Annotated in this window: 21 protein-coding genes; 7 read left to right on the top strand and 14 right to left on the bottom strand. The window is 64.9% G+C overall.

Annotated features, from left to right (window positions below; translation table 11 throughout):
• Positions 1-20: 20 nt before the first annotated feature.
• The 4 genes from AAE027_RS24510 to rpe all read right to left on the bottom strand — a co-directional run bounded on the left by AAE027_RS24510 (position 21) and on the right by rpe (position 1,419).
• Positions 21-212 carry a hypothetical protein gene (locus AAE027_RS24510; RefSeq protein ID WP_370988921.1) on the bottom strand — a complete coding sequence of 64 codons (192 nt, stop codon included), beginning with the start codon at positions 210-212 and terminating at the stop codon, positions 21-23.
• 25 nt (positions 213-237) lie between these two features.
• A complete protein-coding gene (locus AAE027_RS24515; protein ID WP_370988922.1) occupies positions 238-417 on the bottom strand; it encodes a hypothetical protein in 180 nt (59 codons plus the stop codon).
• 5 nt (positions 418-422) lie between these two features.
• Positions 423-566 carry a hypothetical protein gene (locus AAE027_RS24520; protein WP_164940187.1) on the bottom strand — a complete coding sequence of 48 codons (144 nt, stop codon included), beginning with the start codon at positions 564-566 and terminating at the stop codon, positions 423-425.
• A 151-nt stretch (positions 567-717) separates the two neighbouring features.
• Complete coding sequence (gene rpe, locus AAE027_RS24525) at positions 718-1,419, bottom strand: ribulose-phosphate 3-epimerase (protein WP_370988923.1); 702 nt, start codon at positions 1,417-1,419, stop codon at positions 718-720.
• Positions 1,420-1,701: 282 nt separating this feature from the next.
• Here rpe and AAE027_RS24530 point away from each other — a divergent pair, with 282 nt between their 5' ends.
• Entirely contained in the window at positions 1,702-2,499 is a 798-nt protein-coding gene (locus AAE027_RS24530; protein WP_370988924.1) for an EF-hand domain-containing protein, read from the top strand.
• A gap of 170 nt (positions 2,500-2,669) precedes the next feature.
• Here the strand turns inward: AAE027_RS24530 and AAE027_RS24535 are convergent, their stop codons facing one another.
• Both AAE027_RS24535 and AAE027_RS24540 read right to left on the bottom strand, forming a co-directional pair.
• Positions 2,670-3,674, bottom strand: a complete 1,005-nt coding sequence (locus AAE027_RS24535) for a P1 family peptidase (protein ID WP_370988925.1) — start codon at positions 3,672-3,674, stop codon at positions 2,670-2,672.
• A gap of 58 nt (positions 3,675-3,732) precedes the next feature.
• Positions 3,733-6,570, bottom strand: coding sequence for a PAS domain S-box protein (locus AAE027_RS24540; protein ID WP_370988926.1), 2,838 nt, complete (start codon positions 6,568-6,570; stop codon positions 3,733-3,735).
• Between the two features lie 235 nt (positions 6,571-6,805).
• Between AAE027_RS24540 and AAE027_RS24545 the strand changes: the two genes are divergently transcribed.
• Positions 6,806-7,189, top strand: coding sequence for a response regulator (locus AAE027_RS24545; protein WP_370988927.1), 384 nt, complete (start codon positions 6,806-6,808; stop codon positions 7,187-7,189).
• A gap of 76 nt (positions 7,190-7,265) precedes the next feature.
• Here AAE027_RS24545 and AAE027_RS24550 read toward each other — a convergent pair whose 3' ends face one another.
• From AAE027_RS24550 to AAE027_RS24570, 5 genes are all read right to left on the bottom strand, one after another.
• The gene (locus AAE027_RS24550; protein ID WP_370988928.1) at positions 7,266-8,384 is read right to left on the bottom strand and encodes a branched-chain amino acid ABC transporter substrate-binding protein; all 1,119 of its coding nucleotides are present in this window, start codon (positions 8,382-8,384) and stop codon (positions 7,266-7,268) included.
• Between the two features lie 170 nt (positions 8,385-8,554).
• The gene (locus AAE027_RS24555) at positions 8,555-9,298 is read right to left on the bottom strand and encodes an ABC transporter ATP-binding protein (RefSeq protein WP_370988929.1); all 744 of its coding nucleotides are present in this window, start codon (positions 9,296-9,298) and stop codon (positions 8,555-8,557) included.
• Positions 9,295-10,128, bottom strand: a complete 834-nt coding sequence (locus AAE027_RS24560) for an ABC transporter ATP-binding protein (RefSeq protein WP_370988930.1) — start codon at positions 10,126-10,128, stop codon at positions 9,295-9,297. Before AAE027_RS24560 ends, AAE027_RS24555 begins: the two co-directional genes overlap by 4 nt.
• Positions 10,125-11,426, bottom strand: coding sequence for a high-affinity branched-chain amino acid ABC transporter permease LivM (gene livM / locus AAE027_RS24565; protein ID WP_370988966.1), 1,302 nt, complete (start codon positions 11,424-11,426; stop codon positions 10,125-10,127). Before livM ends, AAE027_RS24560 begins: the two co-directional genes overlap by 4 nt.
• 30 nt (positions 11,427-11,456) lie before the next feature.
• Positions 11,457-12,374, bottom strand: coding sequence for an ABC transporter permease subunit (locus AAE027_RS24570; protein WP_130220606.1), 918 nt, complete (start codon positions 12,372-12,374; stop codon positions 11,457-11,459).
• A 269-nt stretch (positions 12,375-12,643) separates the two neighbouring features.
• Here AAE027_RS24570 and AAE027_RS24575 point away from each other — a divergent pair, with 269 nt between their 5' ends.
• Positions 12,644-12,805 (top strand): hypothetical protein, encoded by a 162-nt coding sequence (locus tag AAE027_RS24575; protein ID WP_370988931.1) that lies wholly within the window; start codon positions 12,644-12,646, stop codon positions 12,803-12,805.
• 205 nt (positions 12,806-13,010) lie between these two features.
• Positions 13,011-13,535, top strand: coding sequence for a hypothetical protein (locus AAE027_RS24580; RefSeq protein WP_370988932.1), 525 nt, complete (start codon positions 13,011-13,013; stop codon positions 13,533-13,535).
• Here AAE027_RS24580 and AAE027_RS24585 read toward each other — a convergent pair.
• The 3 genes from AAE027_RS24585 to AAE027_RS24595 all read right to left on the bottom strand — a co-directional run bounded on the left by AAE027_RS24585 (position 13,497) and on the right by AAE027_RS24595 (position 16,167).
• On the bottom strand, positions 13,497-13,889 hold the full coding sequence (locus tag AAE027_RS24585; RefSeq protein WP_370988933.1) for a carboxymuconolactone decarboxylase family protein: 393 nt from the start codon (positions 13,887-13,889) through the stop codon (positions 13,497-13,499). The genes AAE027_RS24580 and AAE027_RS24585 overlap by 39 nt on opposite strands.
• 102 nt (positions 13,890-13,991) lie before the next feature.
• On the bottom strand, positions 13,992-14,774 hold the full coding sequence (gene pcaD, locus AAE027_RS24590) for a 3-oxoadipate enol-lactonase (protein ID WP_370988934.1): 783 nt from the start codon (positions 14,772-14,774) through the stop codon (positions 13,992-13,994).
• 37 nt (positions 14,775-14,811) lie between these two features.
• Positions 14,812-16,167: a 3-carboxy-cis,cis-muconate cycloisomerase gene (locus tag AAE027_RS24595; protein WP_370988935.1), complete on the bottom strand. Its 1,356-nt coding sequence runs from the start codon at positions 16,165-16,167 to the stop codon at positions 14,812-14,814.
• A 169-nt stretch (positions 16,168-16,336) separates the two neighbouring features.
• Here AAE027_RS24595 and AAE027_RS24600 point away from each other — a divergent pair, with 169 nt between their 5' ends.
• The 3 genes from AAE027_RS24600 to AAE027_RS24610 all read left to right on the top strand — a co-directional run bounded on the left by AAE027_RS24600 (position 16,337) and on the right by AAE027_RS24610 (position 18,244).
• The gene (locus tag AAE027_RS24600) at positions 16,337-16,783 is read left to right on the top strand and encodes an SRPBCC family protein (RefSeq protein ID WP_128932943.1); all 447 of its coding nucleotides are present in this window, start codon (positions 16,337-16,339) and stop codon (positions 16,781-16,783) included.
• A 135-nt stretch (positions 16,784-16,918) separates the two neighbouring features.
• Entirely contained in the window at positions 16,919-17,404 is a 486-nt protein-coding gene (locus tag AAE027_RS24605; RefSeq protein ID WP_091888943.1) for a (2Fe-2S)-binding protein, read from the top strand.
• 33 nt (positions 17,405-17,437) lie between these two features.
• Positions 17,438-18,244, top strand: a complete 807-nt coding sequence (locus AAE027_RS24610) for an FAD binding domain-containing protein (RefSeq protein ID WP_370988936.1) — start codon at positions 17,438-17,440, stop codon at positions 18,242-18,244.
• The last annotated feature ends 5 nt before the right edge of the window (positions 18,245-18,249 follow it).

Below are 18,249 nucleotides of genomic sequence, written 5' to 3' on the forward strand. Positions count from 1 at the left end.
CTGCGCCTCCGAGCGGCGGATCAGGCCGCCTGGACGGTGTGAGCCGCGCGCTTACGGCGGATGGCCCAGGAGAATTGCGGGCCGGGCTCGCCGTGATCCGCACTGCCGCCAAAATACTGGATGATCTCGCGGCAGGGCTCGCAGTTGAACAGGTTGCGCGACGCGGACGCCTTGGTCATTTCCTTCAGGCAGTTCGGGCAGTGCGGCTTCATGGGAGGCGGTCCGGAAAAGGAAATCTCAGTGTCGGCGCTGCGAGGAGAACGACCGGTCGAGGTCCGAATTGTCGGGCCAGGCATCGTTGTCCAGCGTGCCGTCGGCGCGTTCGAGGCGGCCGAAGAAGTCATCGAGGCTCGGATGCGGGCGACGCGGGATCCGGCACCTGCGCTTCGGCTGGCGCTTCACGAGTGCGATCTGCATGGCGCTCAGTCCCGGTGACGATGAAGCGGGATGATGCGGGCCGAAGTTGGGGCCTTCACCGGTCGCGCCACGTAGAGGCTGCGAGCTGCAATCGCCGCATTGAATCCGAACCACAACGCTACGCCAGTCCAAACCAGGGTCGTCGTCATGATGTGCTCCCGTCAAAAGCAGGCAGGAGTTACTTGCGGTGATTTGCACGAATCGGTGAAGTCCGGATGAGTACGGATCAAGGTTGCAGTTTTAGGCATTGCGCGCCGCAACACCGCTAGGAGCCGCAGGTTTATGGGCTCCCGATCCAGCTCAAATCGCTTCGCCGCGCGCCCCTAGCGCCGCGTTGCGGATGGCCGCGATGTTGGTCTTGTAGGTCTCCTGCGTGCCGCCCCTGAACACGGAGGTGCCAGCCACGAAGGCGTTGGCGCCGGCCGCCGCGAGCGCGCCGGCAACGTCGGGACCGACACCACCGTCGACCTCGATGTCGATCGGGCGTCCCGCAGTCATCGCGCGGATGTCACGGATCTTGCCGATCGCGGAGGGGATGAAGGCCTGGCCGCCGAAGCCGGGATTGACCGACATCACCAGCACGAGGTCGACCAGGTCGAGCACGTATTCGAGCGCGCTGATCGGCGTGCCCGGGTTGAGCGAGACGCCGGCCTTCTTGCCGAGCGCGCGGATGGCCTGGAGCGAACGGTGCAGATGGGGACCAGCCTCCGCATGCACGGTGATGTGGTCGCAGCCGGCTTTCGCAAAGGCCTCGAGATAGGGGTCGCAGGGCGAGATCATCAGATGCGCGTCGAAGATCTTCTTCGTGTGCGGGCGCATCGCTTTGATGACATCAGGACCGTAGGAGATGTTGGGAACGAAGTGCCCGTCCATCACGTCGAGATGGATCCAGTCGGCGCCGGCGGCATCCACCGCACGCACCTCCTCGCCGAGCTTGGAGAAATCCGAGGCCAGGATCGAGGGTGCGATGGCCAGGGGGCGGGGGGCGAAGGCTTGGGTCATGGCGCGGTTTCCGGTGGCGGCCGAAACAAGAACGGCCTCGCCTAACATGGGCCTCCGCGGCGGGCAATGCAGGGGGAAGCTGCTTCCTGTGGGCGGAAATTTCTGCCGCGACCGGCACGAATTGCCGGTGTTCCCGGACCGTGCAAGGCGCAGCGAAGGCGGATTTCATTGAGCTTTTCACGCTGGCACGACGCTTGCTGACGTCTCTTTCTGACGTCGTCTCTTGCTGAAGTCGTCTTCGGAACATTGGCCGCGGCATGCCGCATCGGTTGGAGTTGTGCAATGTTGTTCGCCCTCGGTGCGGTATCGAGCGCTCTCGACGCGATCCAGTCGCTGACGAACTCGAAATCGTCATCGGCAACGCAGAAGACGGGATCTTCCCAAGGTGCAACCAATCCGTTCGCGATCGACAGCGGCAGCAGCAGCACGACCAGCGGCGCGACCTCGTCGGTCAATTCGGGCAGGTATCCGCAGATATCGCCCGAAACGATGAATGCGTTGTTCGCGGCGCAAAGCCAGTCGACCGACGGCGCGAGCGGCGCGACCAGCTCGAACTCGTCGAGTTCGGTGTCCTCGACCTCGAAGGACCGGGAGTCGGCGCTGAAGGATCTGTTCTCGCAGATCGATGCGGATGGCGACGGCAAGATCACCAAGTCCGAGTTCGAGGATGCGCTGGGCGCCGGCGGCACCAATCTGGCGCAGGCCGACGACGTGTTCTCGAAGATGGATGCGAACTCGGACGACGGCATCAGCCTGGATGAGATGTCGAAGGCGCTGAAGAGCGGTCACCGCGGCCACCACGCCCATGGCGCGAACGGCGCGGGCGACGCCTCCAGCGGCTCGGATTCCTCGTCGTCGAGCGGTGGATCGACCTCGACCACGACGACCAACGCCGACGGCTCGACCACCACCACCGTCACCTATGCCGACGGCTTCAAGATGTCGACCACGGTGCCTGGCGCGTCCAGCAGTTCCGGTAACTCGGCCTACGATCTGTTCGCGCAGTTGATGCAGCGGCAAGGCGGGCAGGGGCAAGGCGCGTCAGCAACTGCCGGTTCGTCCATGTCGATGAGCGTCTAAGCACCACGCGCGCTCTCCACAACTAAGGCTGCCATGCCCCGGCTTGAACACTTGACCGGGGCATCCAGTACGCCGCGACCTCTCGGTCCAATCAATCCTGTCTCTGGAATACTGGATCGCCCGGTCTTCGCCGGGCGATGACGCGCGACGTGGTGAGAGACGTGTGCCCCTTACGCCCCAAACCGGTCCCTCCAAGCCGGTTGGGCGCCAGCGAACGGCAAGGCCGTCGCGCTGTACACACCACGCGCGATCGCGCGTGCGACCACGTTGGCAGCGATCGTGCCAAGCTCGGTGAGGCCGACCAGCGGCTCGATCGGTTTCGCGCCCGTCGCGGCGGCGAACAGCACGTCGCCGTCGGTCGGTGCATGCACCGGATAGATCGCGCGGGCAAAGCCGGTATGCGCGATCATCGCCAGCCGCTTGGCCTGGGGTTTGGTCAGCGCCGCATCGGTGACGACGGCGCCGATAGTGGTGTTTTCGCGCGCGCTCGCGGCGGGACCGCCCTTGATGCGCATGCGGAGCATGTCGTCGGTGAATTTGTCCGGCAGGCCGCGTCCGCCGAATTCGCCGTCCACCTCGAACGGCGCCGCCCAGAACCACGGTCCGTCGCCGACGGTGACGCTGCCCACCGCGTTGACGGCGACGATCGCCGCGACCTTGACGCCATCGGGCGTCACCGCCGAGGCCGAGCCGAGTCCGCCTTTGAACGTCGCGGTGGTGGCACCGAGGCCGGCGCCGACGCTGCCGAGCGCGAAGTCCGTGCCGGCGGCGGCTGCTGCTGCCGCGGCGTAGCCGAGGTCACGATAGGGCGAGAAGCGTCCCCAGGCCTTGTCGCCACCGTTGAGGAGGTCGAACAGGATCGCGCCCGGCACGATCGGGATCAGCGCTTCGCGAACCCGGTAGCCGCGGCCCTGCTCGGCGAGCCAGGCCTGCACGCCGCCGCCGGTATCGAGGCCAAAGGCGGAGCCGCCCGACAGCGCGATGGCGTCGACGCGCTCGACGGTGTTGGCAAGATCGAGCAATGCGTCCTCGCGCGTGCCGGGTCCGCCGCCGCGCACGTCTATGGCGGCGACCGCCGGAGAATCGAAGACAACCGCGGTCGCGCCCGAGCCGACTTTTGCGTCTTCGGCATGGCCGACGCGGACGCCGGCGATGTCGGTGAGGAGATTTTTCAAACTGGCCTCGTGAGCTGAGAGGAGTTCGCATCTGCGATAGCGCAGAGACGTCGCAGGCTCAACTGGCGAGGGCCGCCCTGAGCATCTTGGCGAGCTCGGACTTGCGGTAGGGCTTGGCCAGCAGCAGCACGCCGGAATCCAGCCGGCCGTGATGGACGATGGCGTTCTCGGTGTAGCCCGAGGTGAACAGCGTCTTCAGGTCGGGGCGGCGCCTGTGCGCTTCGTCAGCAAGCTGGCGGCCATTCATGTTGCCGGGCATGATTATGTCGGTGAAGAGCAGGTCAATGGTCTTGTCGCTATCGATGATGGTGAGGGCCTCGGCGCCGTTGGCGGCCTCGAGCGCGGTATAGCCGAGGCTCTTGACCTGCGTCACAACATATTGCCGCACCAGCGCGTCATCCTCGACGATCAGGATCTTCTCGTTGCCGCCGGTGATGGGCGCATTCTGTAGCACTTCGAACTCGGTCTCCTGCACCCCGGTCGAGCGCGGCAGGTAGATCTTCACGCTCGTGCCGTGGCCTTCCTCGCTGTAGATCTTGATGTGGCCGCCAGACTGTTTGACGAAGCCGAATACCATGCTCAGGCCCAGGCCGGTGCCCTTGCCGACCTCCTTGGTGGTGAAGAAGGGATCGAACACACGGTCGATCAGGTCCGCCGGAATTCCGCTGCCGGTGTCGCTGACCGCAATCATCACGTAGCTGCCGGCGACCATGTCAGGGTTCATGCTGGCATAGCCGTCGTCGAGGAAGATGTTGCGCGTCTCCAGCACCAATGTGCCGCCGTCGGGCATGGCGTCGCGCGCGTTCAAGGCCAGATTGAGGATCGCGGTGGAGAGCTGGCCCGGGTCGACCAGTGTCGGCCAGGCATCCTCGGTGAGCTGCGGCACGATCGTGATCTGCTCGCCGAGCGTGGGATGCAACAGCTTGGCGGCTTCGAGCACCAGTGCGTTGACGTCGATCTCGCGCGGCTGCAGCGGCTGCTTGCGCGCGAAGGCAAGCAGGTGCTTGGTCAGCTGCGCGCCCCGCTCGGCGGCATCGTCGATCAACTTGGTGATGGCGGCAAGCTCGGGCCGGTCGGCGACGGCGTCGCTGAGAATGCCGATCGTGCCCGTGATGACGGTCAGCACGTTGTTGAAGTCGTGGGCGACGCCGCCGGTCAACTGGCCGATGGAGTCCATTTTCTGGACTTGCCGGAGCTGGGCTTCGGCGGCCTGCTTGTCGGTGAGGTCGCGGCCGATGAAGAAGTGGCGCTTCACCGGCTCCGACCAGGTGCCCATCCAGTTCAGCGTGACCTCGTGGCCGTCGTAGTGGTAGTAGCGCGCCTCGAAACTGCGCTTGACCGCGCCACGCCGGGCCGCGCGCATCTCGCTCCGCGTGTTCTCGAGATCGTCGGGATGGATGAACTCGGTCGCGCTGTGCCCGACCATGTCCTCGGGGCTGTAGCCGAGGATGTTCTTCACGCTCGGGCTGATCTGGACGAAATTGCCATAGCCGTCGGTGACCAGGATCAGGTCCTGCGATGTCTCGAAGATGCGCTGGCGTTCTTCGGTCTCGCGGCGCAGCTTCTCTCTCGCTTGCTTCTCTTCGGTAATGTCATGCGCGATCTTGGAGGCGCCGATGATCTCGCCATGATCTGTGCGCAAAGGGGAGACATTCAGGACGACGTCGAGCGGGCGTCCGTCTTTTCGGATGCGGATCGTCTCGTGCTGGGCGATCGACTCGTTGCTGGCGATCCGGTTGAGGATGCTCCTGACTTCGCCCTTGAGATCCGGCGGCACGATGATGTCGATCGGCTTGCCGATCGCCTCTGCAGCGGAATAGCCGAACAGATGTTCGGCGGCCTTGTTCCAGCCGGTGATGATGCCGTCGAGCGTTTTCGTGATGATGGCGTCGTTGGAGGACTCGACCACCGCGCCATACAGGGCGAGGCGTTTGCCGTAATAGTCGCGTTCCGAAGCCGATTGCTGGCGCAACCTGCCGACGAGGCCCACCGTATGCGCCTGAAGGCGGACATTCTCGATGAGGAGCACCGCGAGCACGAAGGTCGCCGCGCCGAGGCCATAGAGCCGGCCGGCATAGAAGCCGAGATCGAAGCGTGCGACGTTGACGATCGCCGACAGCGCGATGTCGAACAGCCAGGCGCACATGACGACCATGAGCCAGACGTCGATCACCGAATGCGGCCTGCGGAACCAGAGCGAGACGAGCGCGGCAAAGCTCAGCGACCACACGAAGGACACGACGCCGATCATCGTCGGCGTGTAGCGGCCGTCGCGCAGAAGGACCGGCAACAGATCATGCTGCACGGTGACGATCCAGGTGAAGACAGCCATCGCGGCGATGATGCCGAGCACGCTGGCGCAGATCGCCCTGCTCGTCGCAGTCCGAACCCGCGGGCCTCCGTCCTTTTCCTTCAGCCAGGCATAGCCCAGCACGCATAGCGGGAAGACGCCGTGCCAGATCATGTAAAGCCAGACCGTGGTCTGCCGGCCCGCGCCGAAGAGCCCGCTCGGTGTGAACAGGCCGGGGAAGGTGAGGGCATGGACCAGCGCCGCTGCGGCGGTGAAGAGATAACCGGTCGCGAGCCACAGCAACGCACGGGTCCGCAGGACTGCAAATTGCGACAGCAGCAGCACTGCCGTGACGATGTCGCTCACGGCGAGCGCCGATTGATAACTCGCGACGAAGGCGGGGACGGGTAGGAGCGGGGTACCCGCGAAGGGCACGGCCGCCGCGAACAGGATCGAGGACACGCCGACAATCGTCAATGCCGCGCTGCGGTCGGTCGAGGTGGCCGGCAGGGTCGAAAGAAATGTGCTTCGGTCGATCGGTGCAGGCACGTCCACCTCTCGCGGGTCGATCTTGAGCAGGTCAGCTTTGAGCAGCGTTTTGAGCATCTCCGCTTCGTCTCATTCGGCCGTCAGCCTCGTTCATGGTAGCGAGTTCTGGCGCACATCGTGAACGGAACCGGTGACGACTCAACCGAAGGTTACAGATTACTTAATTTCGGCGGGAACGCAGTATAGGACGGGGTAAGATGCGCTTTACTGGGTGGTGTCATAATGCCCCTCCGTCCCGGCGGGTTCCAGGTTTGAATCAGCGATTTTGATCTCAATATCGGAAGGTGTCCCCATGCCTCGCGTTCTCATCATCGACGACCAGAAGGACGTCCGCGCGATGGTCGCGATCGTGCTTCGGGTCAATCGTTTCGAGGTCGTGGAGGCTGAAAGCGGTGCGGCCGGGCTGAAAGCCTTCGCGGAAAGCTCGTTTGACGCGGCAATCGTCGACATCTTCCTCGGTGATGCCAGCGGCGTCGACGTCATCGCGACCCTGCGTGAGCGCGCGCCTGCGCTGCCCGTCGTTGCGGTGTCCGGGATGACGACGCTCGATTTCATGGAATCGCCTCACCTCGCCGACGTGGTCTGCCTGCAAAAGCCGTTTCGGCCGAATGATCTCCTGCAAGCCCTGCGAAAGGCCCAGGCCGCGGCGGGCGGCGAGTTGCCGGCAGCCGTCTGACCTCACGTAAGAAGAAACGCCCCGGGGCAAGCCGGGGCGTGGTGGTGATTGGTCGGTCTGAGGCCACGCCAGCGGGCTAGGTGCCGCTGCCGGCGATCTCGGAGTAGCCGCCCTTGGCATCCCATTTGTAGACGACGTAGTCGATCTGCTTGATGTCGCCCTTGGCGTCATACTCGATCGGGCCGATCACGGTGTCCCACTTGCCGGCCTTCATCGCCGCCATGACCTTCTTGGGGTCGGTGGTGCCGGCCTTCTTGGCGGCCTGCGACCAGACCTGCATCGCCGCGTAGGTGTAGAGCGTGTAGCCCTCGGGATCGATGCCCTTGGCCTTGAAGGCCTCGACGATCTTCTTCGCCGTCGGCTTGTTGCGCGGATCGGGGCCGAAGGTGAACAGGGTGCCTTCGCCGGCCGGACCGGTGATGGAGGCGTACTCCTTGTCGGCGAGCGCGTCGCCGGCCATCAGCACGGTCTTGAGGCCCTGATCGCGCATCTGACGCAGGATCAGGCCGCTCTCCTGATGATAGCCGCCGACATAGACGAGGTCGATGTTGTCGCGCTTCAGGCGCGAGACGATCGCGTTGAAGTCCTTGTCGCCCTTGTTGTAGGACTCATACATCTTCTCGGTGATGCCGGCCTTGTTGAGCGCCTTCTTGGTCTCGTCAGCAAGACCCTTGCCGTAGGTGGTCTTGTCGTTGAGGATCGCGATGTTCTTGCCCTTGAAGTTCTTGGCGATGTACTGCGCCGCGATCAGGCCCTGCTGATCGTCGCGGCCGCAGACGCGCGCCACGTTCCAGAGCTTGCGCTCGGTGAACAGCGGGTTGGTCGAGGCGGGCGTGATCTCGAGCACGTTGCCGTCGGCATAGGCTTCAGAGGCGGGGATCGACGACGACGAGCAATAGTGCCCGGCCACGAACGGGATTTTCGCGCCGGCGATCTTCTCGGCGATCGAGCGCGCCTGCTTCGGATCGCAAGCGTCGTCCTCGACGGATAGCGCCAGCTTCTTGCCGTTGACGCCGCCGGCGGCGTTGATGTCGGTCACGGCCATCTCGGCGCCGTTCTTCATCTGGCGGCCGAAGGCGGACTCGCCGCCGGTCATCGGGCCAGCGACTGCGACGGTGACATCCTGCGCGAATGCCGCGCTCGACAGCGCGAGCGATGCGCCAAATGCCAGACCGATGAGCTTCAGTGATTTCATGAGATACCTCGCGGGTGGTCGCCTGTGGGAGTTGCCGGGCTTGCCCGGTCCAAACCGGTCCTATTCTCGAATGAAATTGCCGAGAAGTCACCGGCAAAATATGGGCGTGGGCGGAGATATCTCGCCACATTGGGCCGCACGTGGTTCGTCCTTAATCGCCCTTGGGGGCGTCAGCCGTGCCGGCCGCCTTCCAGATAGGCGGCGCGAATCTCGGGGCGCTGCAACAACTCGGCGCCGGTCCCGGCCAGCGTGATCAGGCCATTGACCATGACATAGCCGCGATGGGCGAGCTTGAGCGCATGGTTGGCGTTCTGCTCGACGATCAGGACGGTCAGGCCGTCCTGCCGGTTCAGGGTGCGGATCGCATCGAAAATCTGGCGGGCGATCAGCGGTGCCAGCCCGAGCGAGGGTTCGTCGAGCAGAAGCAGGCGGGGGCGGCTCATCAGGGCGCGGCCAATTGCCAGCATCTGCTGCTCGCCGCCGGACAGGGTTCCACCGCGCTGGGCAAAGCGTTCCTTCAGTCGCGGAAACAGCGTGAACACGCGCTGGAGCGTCGCCTCGCGCTCCGCATCGGTGCATCCGGTGGCATCCGCCCCCATCTGGAGGTTTTCCGCAACGCTCATGCGCGGGAAGATGCGGCGGCCTTCCGGCGATTGCGCGATGCGCAAATGCGCGATCTCGTGGGTGGGAACGTCGGTGATGTCGCGACCTTCGTACAGGATCTGGCCGGCGCGGGCGCGCGGCTTGCCGAAGATCGTCATCATCAGCGTCGACTTGCCGGCGCCGTTGGCGCCGATCAGGGCAACGATCTCGCCGGCATCGATCTCGACATCGACGCCCTTCAGCGCCTCGATCTTGCCGTAGGCGGCACGAAGACCGTGGATCGCGAGCAGGGGAGTGCGGGCCGACGTCACGTCCCGCTCTCCATCACGGCCACGGCCTCGTCCTCGTCGGCGCCGAGATAGGCGGCGATCACCTTGGGATCGTCACGGACTTCGCGCGGGGATCCTTCCGCGATCTTGACGCCGTGGTCCATCACCACGATGTGGTCGGAGATCTGCATCACGACCGACATGTCGTGCTCGATCAGCAGGATCGAGGTGCCGAGCTCGTCGCGGATCGAGAGCAGGAGTTCGCTCAAGGCGGCGCTCTCGCGCGCGTTGAGGCCGGCCGCGGGTTCGTCCAGGCACAATAGCGCGGGCTCGGTGCACATGGCACGCGCGATCTCGAGCCGGCGCTGATCGCCATAGGCGAAATTGCCGGCAGCGTCGTCGGCGCGGTCGAGCAGATTGACCCGCCTGAGCCAGTCGGTGGCGAGATCGATCGCGCGCTTTTCGGCGTCGCGGTAGGCGGGGACACCGAGGAGACCGAGGAGGGTGAAGCCGGAGGCGCGCATCAATGGGTTGTGCTGCGCCACCATCAGGTTCTCCAGCGCGGTCATGCCGGGAAACAGGCGGATGTTCTGGAACGTGCGCGCGACCTTGGCCCGCTTGGCGATGCGGAAATCGTTCAGCCGCTCCAGCGCGATGACCTTGCCGTCGTCGTGGGTGAGGCGGATGGTGCCGCCGCTCGGCTTGTAGAAGCCGGTGATGCAGTTGAAGACGGTGGTCTTGCCGGCGCCGTTCGGTCCGATCAGCGCGGTGATCTTCTTCCGCTCAGCCGAGAGCGACAGGTCCTGCACGGCGACGATGCCGCCGAAGCGCATGGTGAGCCGGTCGACGCTGAGAATCTTGTCGCCGCTCATCCGTGCCCTTCCTTGACGAGGTCGGAGGAGATCGCCTGCGCCTTGGTCAGATACACGGTGGGGGAGCGGTGGCCGATCAGGCCGCGCGGCCGCCAGATCATGATCAGCACCATCGCCATGCCGAACACCAGCATGCGATAGGTTTCGAGGCCGCGGAACAGCTCGAAGCCGCCAATCATGGCGAGCGCTGCAAGCGCGACGCCGAGCTGCGAGCCCATGCCGCCGAGCACGACGATGGCGAGCACCAGCGCCGATTCCTGGAAGGTGAAGGATTCCGGGCTGATGAAGCCCTGGCGCGTGGCGAAGAACGCACCGGCGAAGCCGCCGAACATCGCGCCCGTCGCAAACGCCGTGAGCTTGGTGGTCGTGGTGTTGATACCGAGCGCGCGGCAGGCGACCTCGTCCTCGCGCAAGGCCTCCCAGGCCCGTCCGATCGGCAGGCGGCGCAGGCGGATCGTCACCCAGTTGGTGAGGAGCGCCAGCGCCAGGATCACATAGAACAGGAAGACGATGCGGTGGGTCGGCGAATACTCGATGCCGAGCTTCGCAGCGAGCCCATCGTCGCTGCTGTCGAGCGGGATGCCGAAGAGGGTAGGGCGCGGAATGCTAGAGACGCCGTTCGGCCCGCCCGTTAGGCTCTGCCAGTTGATGATGACCAGCCGGATGATCTCGCCGAAGGCCAGTGTCACGATGGCGAGATAGTCGCCGCGCAGGCGCAGCACCGGGAAGCCGAGCATCACGCCCCAGAGGGCGGCGAGAATGCCGGCGAGCGGCAGGCAGATCCAGAACGACCAGCCAAAATTGGTGGCGAGCAGCGCATAGGAATAGGCGCCCACCGCATAGAAGGCGACGTAGCCGAGATCGAGCAGGCCGGCGAGGCCGACCACGACGTTCAACCCCCAGCCCAGCATGACATAGGTGAGCACGAGGATCGCGAGGTCGAGGATGTAGCGCTGGTCATAGAAGATCACAGGTACCAGCAGGGTGAAGATCAGGAGCGCCGGCGCGAGGAAACGGCCGACGAACGACATTCCGCTTTGCACTGCCGGCGGCACCAGCCGCTCGGCGCCGCTCGGACCGATCCATTGCCGTAGCAGCTCGATCACGATCGAGCCGCCGAACACGACGCCGACGAGGGATGCGAGCTCACCGAGGCGCGTCCAGTAGGTGAGCTGGCCGGAGGAGCCCGCTTCGGTGCGGATACCGACCATCAGCGAGAACAGCACCAGTGCGACAGCTGCGTTGATGACGGCGGTTTTGAGGATGGAGAGGATGCCCGCTCTGGGTTTGGCCATCATGGTCGAGGGAGCTGTCACGCGGCCGATCCGTCAGACTTTTTCGACTTCGGGACGGCCGAGCAGGCCGGTCGGCATGAAGATCAGCACGACAATGAGGATCGAGAACGCCGCGACGTCCTTGTACTCGACCGAGAAATAGGCCGACCAGAACGTCTCGATCAGACCGATCGCAAGCCCGCCGAGCATGGCGCCCGGCAGCGAGCCGATGCCGCCGAGCACGGCTGCGGTGAAGGCCTTGATCCCGGCGACGAAGCCCATGAAGAAATCGACCAGACCATAATAGAGCAGGTACATCAGGCCCGCGACCGCGGCGAGCGCGGCGCCGATCACGAAGGTCATGGAGATGGTGCGGTCGACGTTGACGCCGAGCAGCGCCGCCATGGTCTGGTCCTGTTCGCAGGCGCGCATGTCGCGCCCGAGCCGGGTGCGCGAGACCAGCCAGGTGAAGATCGCCAGCAGCACGATGGTGGTGATGACCACCATGATCTGGATGTTGGAAAGCTGGATCACGAAGCCGTCCGGGCTCTCATGCAGCGTGTAGCCGCCGGTGATGAAGGGCGGGATCGGCTTGACGCGGGCGCCTTGCGCCACTTGCGAGTAGTTGGTCAGCACGAACGACATGCCAATCGCCGACAGCATCGGGGCGAGGCGGAAGGAATGGCGCAGCGGCCGGTAAGCGATACGCTCGATGGTCCAGCCATAGAGCGCGGTGATCGCCATCGAAACCAAGAGAACCACGAGCAGGATCACCGGGATTGCGGTGAGGCCGAACGAGATCAGGATCAGGAAGGTGATCAGCGCAATGAAGCCGCCGATCATGAAGATGTCACCATGGGCGAAGTTGATCATGCCGACGATGCCGTAGACCATCGTGTAGCCGATCGCGATCAGGCCGTAGATCGAGCCCAGGACGAGACCGTTGATGAGCTGCTGGGCGAAATAATCCATGCGCTGCCGTTTACCAAACCTGACGCGGCTCAAAGGGAGAGAGAGTTCTCAAGTTTCTTCTCGGGCCCCGGCAGCCCTTGAGCGTTCTTCCGGTTTTTGTAACAGGAGGGAACTGGCGGCTGCAACTGGCCAGATCTCGACATCAAGGCTTGTACAGAGGTCATTTTCGCCTTCGGTTCCCACGAACAGTGAGGAACCGGGTTCCTGGGCAACCAAAATGGAGGGCGGCCGTTGTCTCGCCTCTGTCGTCCAACAAGGGAGTTCCCCGAATGACGAAGCAGCAGAACCAGAATCCGGGTCAGCAGAGTCAGAACCCCGGCCAGCGCACCCCTCAGCCGCAGCAGGGCGGCGGGCAGAAACCCGGACAGCAACAGCAGGATCCGATGCGCCAGGGCGACCGGCCCGGTCAGCAACAGGGTCAGGACAAGTAATTGGGAGCCCAGGCGTGAGAAGAGGGGCCCTGCCGTAAGGCGGGGCCTTTTTATTGGGGGCGCCCCGTTATTGGGGGCGCCCCGGTCCACCGGGCAGTTAAGGTAAACAAAGGGTTTAAATTGCCGCCACAGTCTGATGCGAGTTAGCTCCGGCAAAGCCGCTGCCTTCCGTTGAGGGCCTTCGGCAAACCAAGCGGGAAGCGGCATGTTCAGGAATTGGCGGATCGGCTCGGTCAACGGCGCGCTGCTGGCGGCCTATTTCATCCCGGCCTGGACCCTCGTCGCCTTCAGTATCATGGTGGCACCGGTGCACGGCCTCTATGAGCGGCCGAGCGTCGCGGTCGCGCTGTTCCTCAGCGACCATCTCGAGGTGACGGGGATGAGCACGGTGCGGGCCGCCTGGCTGCTGGCCCTGGGCCGGCTGACCGTCGTGGCGTTCTTCGTGATCTATCTCGCGCTGCTCTGTATCCCCCGCACGCGGAAGAATGGCGGCAGCGACGAGGCACTCGGCATTGCCCTGGCGATCGGCAGCCTTATCTCGTTTGCCAGCATGGTGATGGCCTCGAAGGTCGGCGAGATGGCCGCGCTCCGGCTGCACGCTACCGAGCTCCTGCTCTTGCTCGGTGCCGCCATCGTGGTGGTGATCGAGAAGCCGGCGACGGCGCCAAAGACCGTCGAGACCGCCGCGCCGCTAAGTCTTGAGCAGGCCGAGCTCCTGCACAATCGCTGAGGCTTCCTTCACGGCGTGGTTCGCCGCCGGGACGCCGCAATAGATCGCCTGCTGCAGCAGGATCTCCTTGATGTCGTCGGGCGTGAAGCCGCCCTCGGCGAGCGCGGCGCGCACATGCAGGCGGAATTCGTCCCATTGCCCGAGCGCGACCATGGTGCCGATCACCAGCACCCGCCGCGTGCGCTGGTCGAAATGCGGCCGCGTCCAGATCTCGCCCCAGGCATAGCGGGTGATCAGGTCCTGGAAGTCGGTGTTGAACGCGTTGCGGCCCGCGATCGACTTGTCGACCCAGGCATTGCCCAGGACCTTTCGGCGTACGTTCATGCCGGCATCGCGGCGGTTCTGGTCGTCCATTGTGTTTCCTCCTTCGTCATTGCGAGCGTAGCGAAGCAATCCAGAAATGCGTCAGTCTGGATTGCTTCGTCGCTACGCTCCTCGCAATGACGCGTTGTGAGATCAGCGCTGCGTCAAGAATCCCACCACCGCGTCCGTAAACGCGTGCGGCTGTTCGACGTTGGAAATGTGGGCGGCGTCGATGATGGTCATGCTGGCGCCGGGAATGCTCGAGCGGATCAGTTCGGCTGCCGAGATCGGCGTCGCCATGTCGTGGCGGCCGGCGATCACCAGCGTCGGGCTCTTGATCTTGGGGAGCAGCGCGCGCTGGTCCAGCGTCGACAGCGCCTCGCAGCAAGCGAGATAGCCCTCGACGGGGGAGGCGAGCAGCATCGACTTCATTCTGGCGGTGATCTCGGGCTCGCGCTCGCGGAAGTCCTGGGTCAGCCAGCCCGCGATCACGGCATCCGCGACCGCCGCGATGCCGCCCTTCTTCACGGCGTCGATGCGCTCCAGCCATTTGGTCGGCTCGGCATAGTAGCAAGAGGTGTTGGCGAGGACGATCTTGCCGAAGCGTTCCGGCGCGTTGGCGCCCAGCCATTGCCCGACCATGCCACCCATCGACAGGCCGCACCAATGCACCTTCTCGATGTTGAGATCGTCGAGGATCGCGAGCACGTCGCGGCCGAAGCGCTCCATCGTGTAGGGACCGGGCGGCACGTTCGATTTGCCGTGGCCGCGGCGGTCGTAACGGATGACGCGGAACACCTGCGTCAGCGCCTTCATCTGCGGCTCCCACATCTGAAGCGTGCAGCCGAGCGAGTTGGAGAGCATCAAGGTCGGTCCGCCGTCGCGGCCGTCGACGGAGACGTTGAGCAGGCATCCGTCGGCATCGATCATGGGCATGCGGCGTCTCCGTCGTATTTGGTCGTAATTGCGGTTCTTATTCGCGGCCGAGGCTGTCGAGCAGCCGGTCGATCAGGGCTTGGGAAGCTCCTTGATAGGCCATCGGATCGAACAATGCCGCAATTTTTTCCGGCGGCAGATGAGCAGTGACTAGCGAATCGGCCGACAGCACCTCGCGCAGATGCTTCTTCTCGGCGACCGCGCGCTTGCTGGCGGCCTCGACGAGATGATGCGCATCGCTCTTGCCGATCTTCTCGGCCAGCGCAAAGGTGACCGCTTCCGCCATGATCAGGCCGTGCGTCGCATCGAGATTGCTGCGCATGCGCGCGGCGTCGACGTCGAGGCCTTCGGCGATGTCGACGATTGCGGCAAGCGCCCCCGAGGTGACCAGCATCAATTGCGGCAGCGTCGGCCATTCCGCGTGCCAGGGGCCGGCACTGCGTTCGTGGTCCTGCACTTGCGCGGCAAAAATCGTCGCGGCGAGCTGCGGGGCCATGGTCGCAGCGCCGAGCGCGCTCGCGGCGGCAACCGGGTTGCGCTTGTGCGGCATGGTCGAGGAGCCGCCGCGGCCTTCACCGGCGGGCTCGAACGCTTCGGCGACATCGGTCTGCATCAGCAGCGAGACGTCGCGCGCGATCTTGCCGCAGCTGCCGGCGAGAATTGCAAAGCAGGAGGCGGCTTCCGCGATGCGGTCGCGATGGGTGTGCCAGGGCGCCTCAGGCAGCGGCAGGTTCAGCTCCTGCGCCAGCCGCTCGGCGACCGCGAGCCCCTTATCGCCGAGCGCGGCGAGCGTGCCGGCGGCGCCGCCGAATTGCAGCGCGAGGCCCTCGCGGGAGAGCCGCCTGAGGCGGCAGCGGGCGCGGGCGAGGCTTGCGGCGTATTCGGCGGCCTTCAGGCCGAACGGCATCGGCAGCGCGTGCTGGAGCCAGGTCCGCGCTACCATCGCGGTGGCGCGATGGGCTCGCGCCAGCGCGGCAAAACCCTTGATGGCGCGGCTGAGGTCGGCGTCCAGCGCATCGATGCCGGCGCGCAGCGTGAGCATGGTCGCGGTATCGATGACGTCCTGGCTGGTCGCGCCCCAATGCACGTAACGCGCGGCCTCCGCATCGGCCTTGCCGACATTGGCGGTCAGCGCCTTGACCAGGGGAATCGCGAGATTGCCTGATCGCGTTGCCGCCTCGGCCAGGGCTGCCATATCAAAGGCATCAGCCTTGCAGGCAGACGCGATCGGCCCCACCGCGGATGCGGGAATCACAGCTGTGGCAGCCTCGGCCCGCGCCAGGGCTGCCTCGAAATCGAGCATGTTCTGAAGGGTCGACCGGTCGTCGCAGACCGCGCGCATGGCTGCGCTCGACAGCATCGGCGCGAGCAGGGGGGAGAGGGAAGTGCTCATATTGTGCGGGACCTAACCACCATGGCCCGCCTGTGCCAATCCCAAACCATCGGCGCAAGCTTTTTGCAGTTGCGAATATGCATTGCACGTGACCGGGGCCCGCCCTTTCCTTTACGGCCTCCGTGCGTTACTTGAACAGCATTATAGTTGTGCGATCCGGGAGGCACCCATGGCCATGACGATGAACGGCGAAGTCCAGCTTGCGGCGTCGCGCGAGGCCGTGTGGGACAAGCTCAATGATCCCGAGGTGCTGAAGGCCTGCATTCCCGGCTGCGAGGAGCTGGAGAAAACTGACGACGGCGGCTTTCGCGCAACGGCGAAAATGAAGGTCGGGCCAGTGTCCGCGCGCTTCAGGGGCAAGGTCATGCTGTCCGATCTCGACCCGCCCAATGGCTACAAGATCTCCGGTGAGGGTGAGGGTGGGGTGGCCGGCTTCGCCAAGGGCGGCGCGGCCGTCAAGCTCGCGGAGAAGGACGGCGGCACGCTACTGTCCTACGACGTCGAGGCGCAGATCGGCGGCAAGTTGGCGCAGCTCGGCCAGCGCCTGATCAACGGCGCCGCCAAGAAGCTGGCCGACGAATTTTTCGCGAACTTCGCCAAGGCGGTACAGGGCTGAAGGCTATCGCCTTTCGGCATGGCGCCTTGCGTCCGGGGTGATGTTGCCCCCGGGCATAATGGCCCATATGATGGGTTGGAATAATTATAAGAACCGCTTCGATGGGACCCGTCGGGGCGCTGATAGAGAGTGCTTATGGCAAAAATCTCCCTCATCGTGAACGGCAATCCAGTCACGGCCAACGTCGACCCCCGCACCCTCCTGGTGCAGTTCCTGCGCGAGAATCTGCGGCTGACCGGGACGCATGTCGGCTGCGACACCTCGCAGTGCGGCGCCTGCGTCGTGCATCTCGACGGCAAGGCTGTGAAGTCCTGCACCACACTGGCGGTGATGGCCGACGGCCACGAGGTCAAGACGATCGAGGGGCTGGCCGCGGACGGTGCGCCGCTGCATCCGATGCAGGAGGCCTTCCGCGAGCATCATGGGCTCCAGTGCGGCTTCTGCACGCCCGGCATGATCATGACCGCGATCGACATCGTGCATCGCAAGGGCCATGAGCTCGACGACAACACCATTCGCGAAGAGCTGGAAGGCAATCTCTGCCGCTGCACCGGCTATCAGAACATCGTGGCCTCGATCTCCGCCGGCGCGAAGGCGATGGCCAAATCCGATCTCGCGTAAACCGCGCGCGCACTCCGCGATCAGGACACACCCATGTACGAATTCAAATATCATCGCCCTGGGACCGTTCGCCAGGCGGCCAACCTCCTGGTGAAGAACGAAGACGCCAAGGTGATCGCCGGCGGCCACACGCTGATCCCCGTCATGAAGCAGCGTCTCGCCAACCCGCCGCATCTGGTCGACCTCTCTCACATCGAGGGGCTCGACACGATCGAGATGAAGGGCCGCTCGCTCGTGATCGGCGCCACCGCCAAGCACGCAGAGGTCGCGGCCTCCGCCGTCGTCGGCGAGGCGATCCCGGCGCTCGCGAACCTTGCCGGCGGAATCGGCGATCCCGCCGTGCGTCACAAGGGCACGATCGGCGGCTCGCTCGCCAACAACGATCCGACCGCGGATTATCCGGCCGCGGTGCTCGCGTTAGGGGCCACCATCGTCACCAACAAGCGCCGCCTCAAGGCCGAGGAGTATTTCCAGGGTCTGTTCTCGACGGCGCTGGAGGCTGACGAGATCATCACCAAGGTGATGTTTCCGCTGCCGAAGAAGGCGGCCTACATCAAATTCCGCAACCAGGCCTCGCGCTATGCGCTGGTCGGCGTGTTCGTGGCGCGGCGTCCGTCGGATGTACGCGTCGCCGTCACCGGTGCGGGCTCCGAAGGCGTGTTCCGCGTTACCGCGTTCGAGGAGGCCTTGAAGAAGCGCTTCTCGGCGAAGGCGCTTGACGGCATTGCGGTGCCGGCGGAAGGCCTCAACAGCGACATCCACGGCAGCGCCGAATACCGCGCGCATCTCATCGGCGTGCTGACGCGTCGCGCCGTCGATGCCGCCAATGCCAAGGAATGAGCTGA

This window comes from Bradyrhizobium sp. DN3 (assembly GCF_041357655.1).
GTDB lineage: Bacteria > Pseudomonadota > Alphaproteobacteria > Rhizobiales > Xanthobacteraceae > Bradyrhizobium.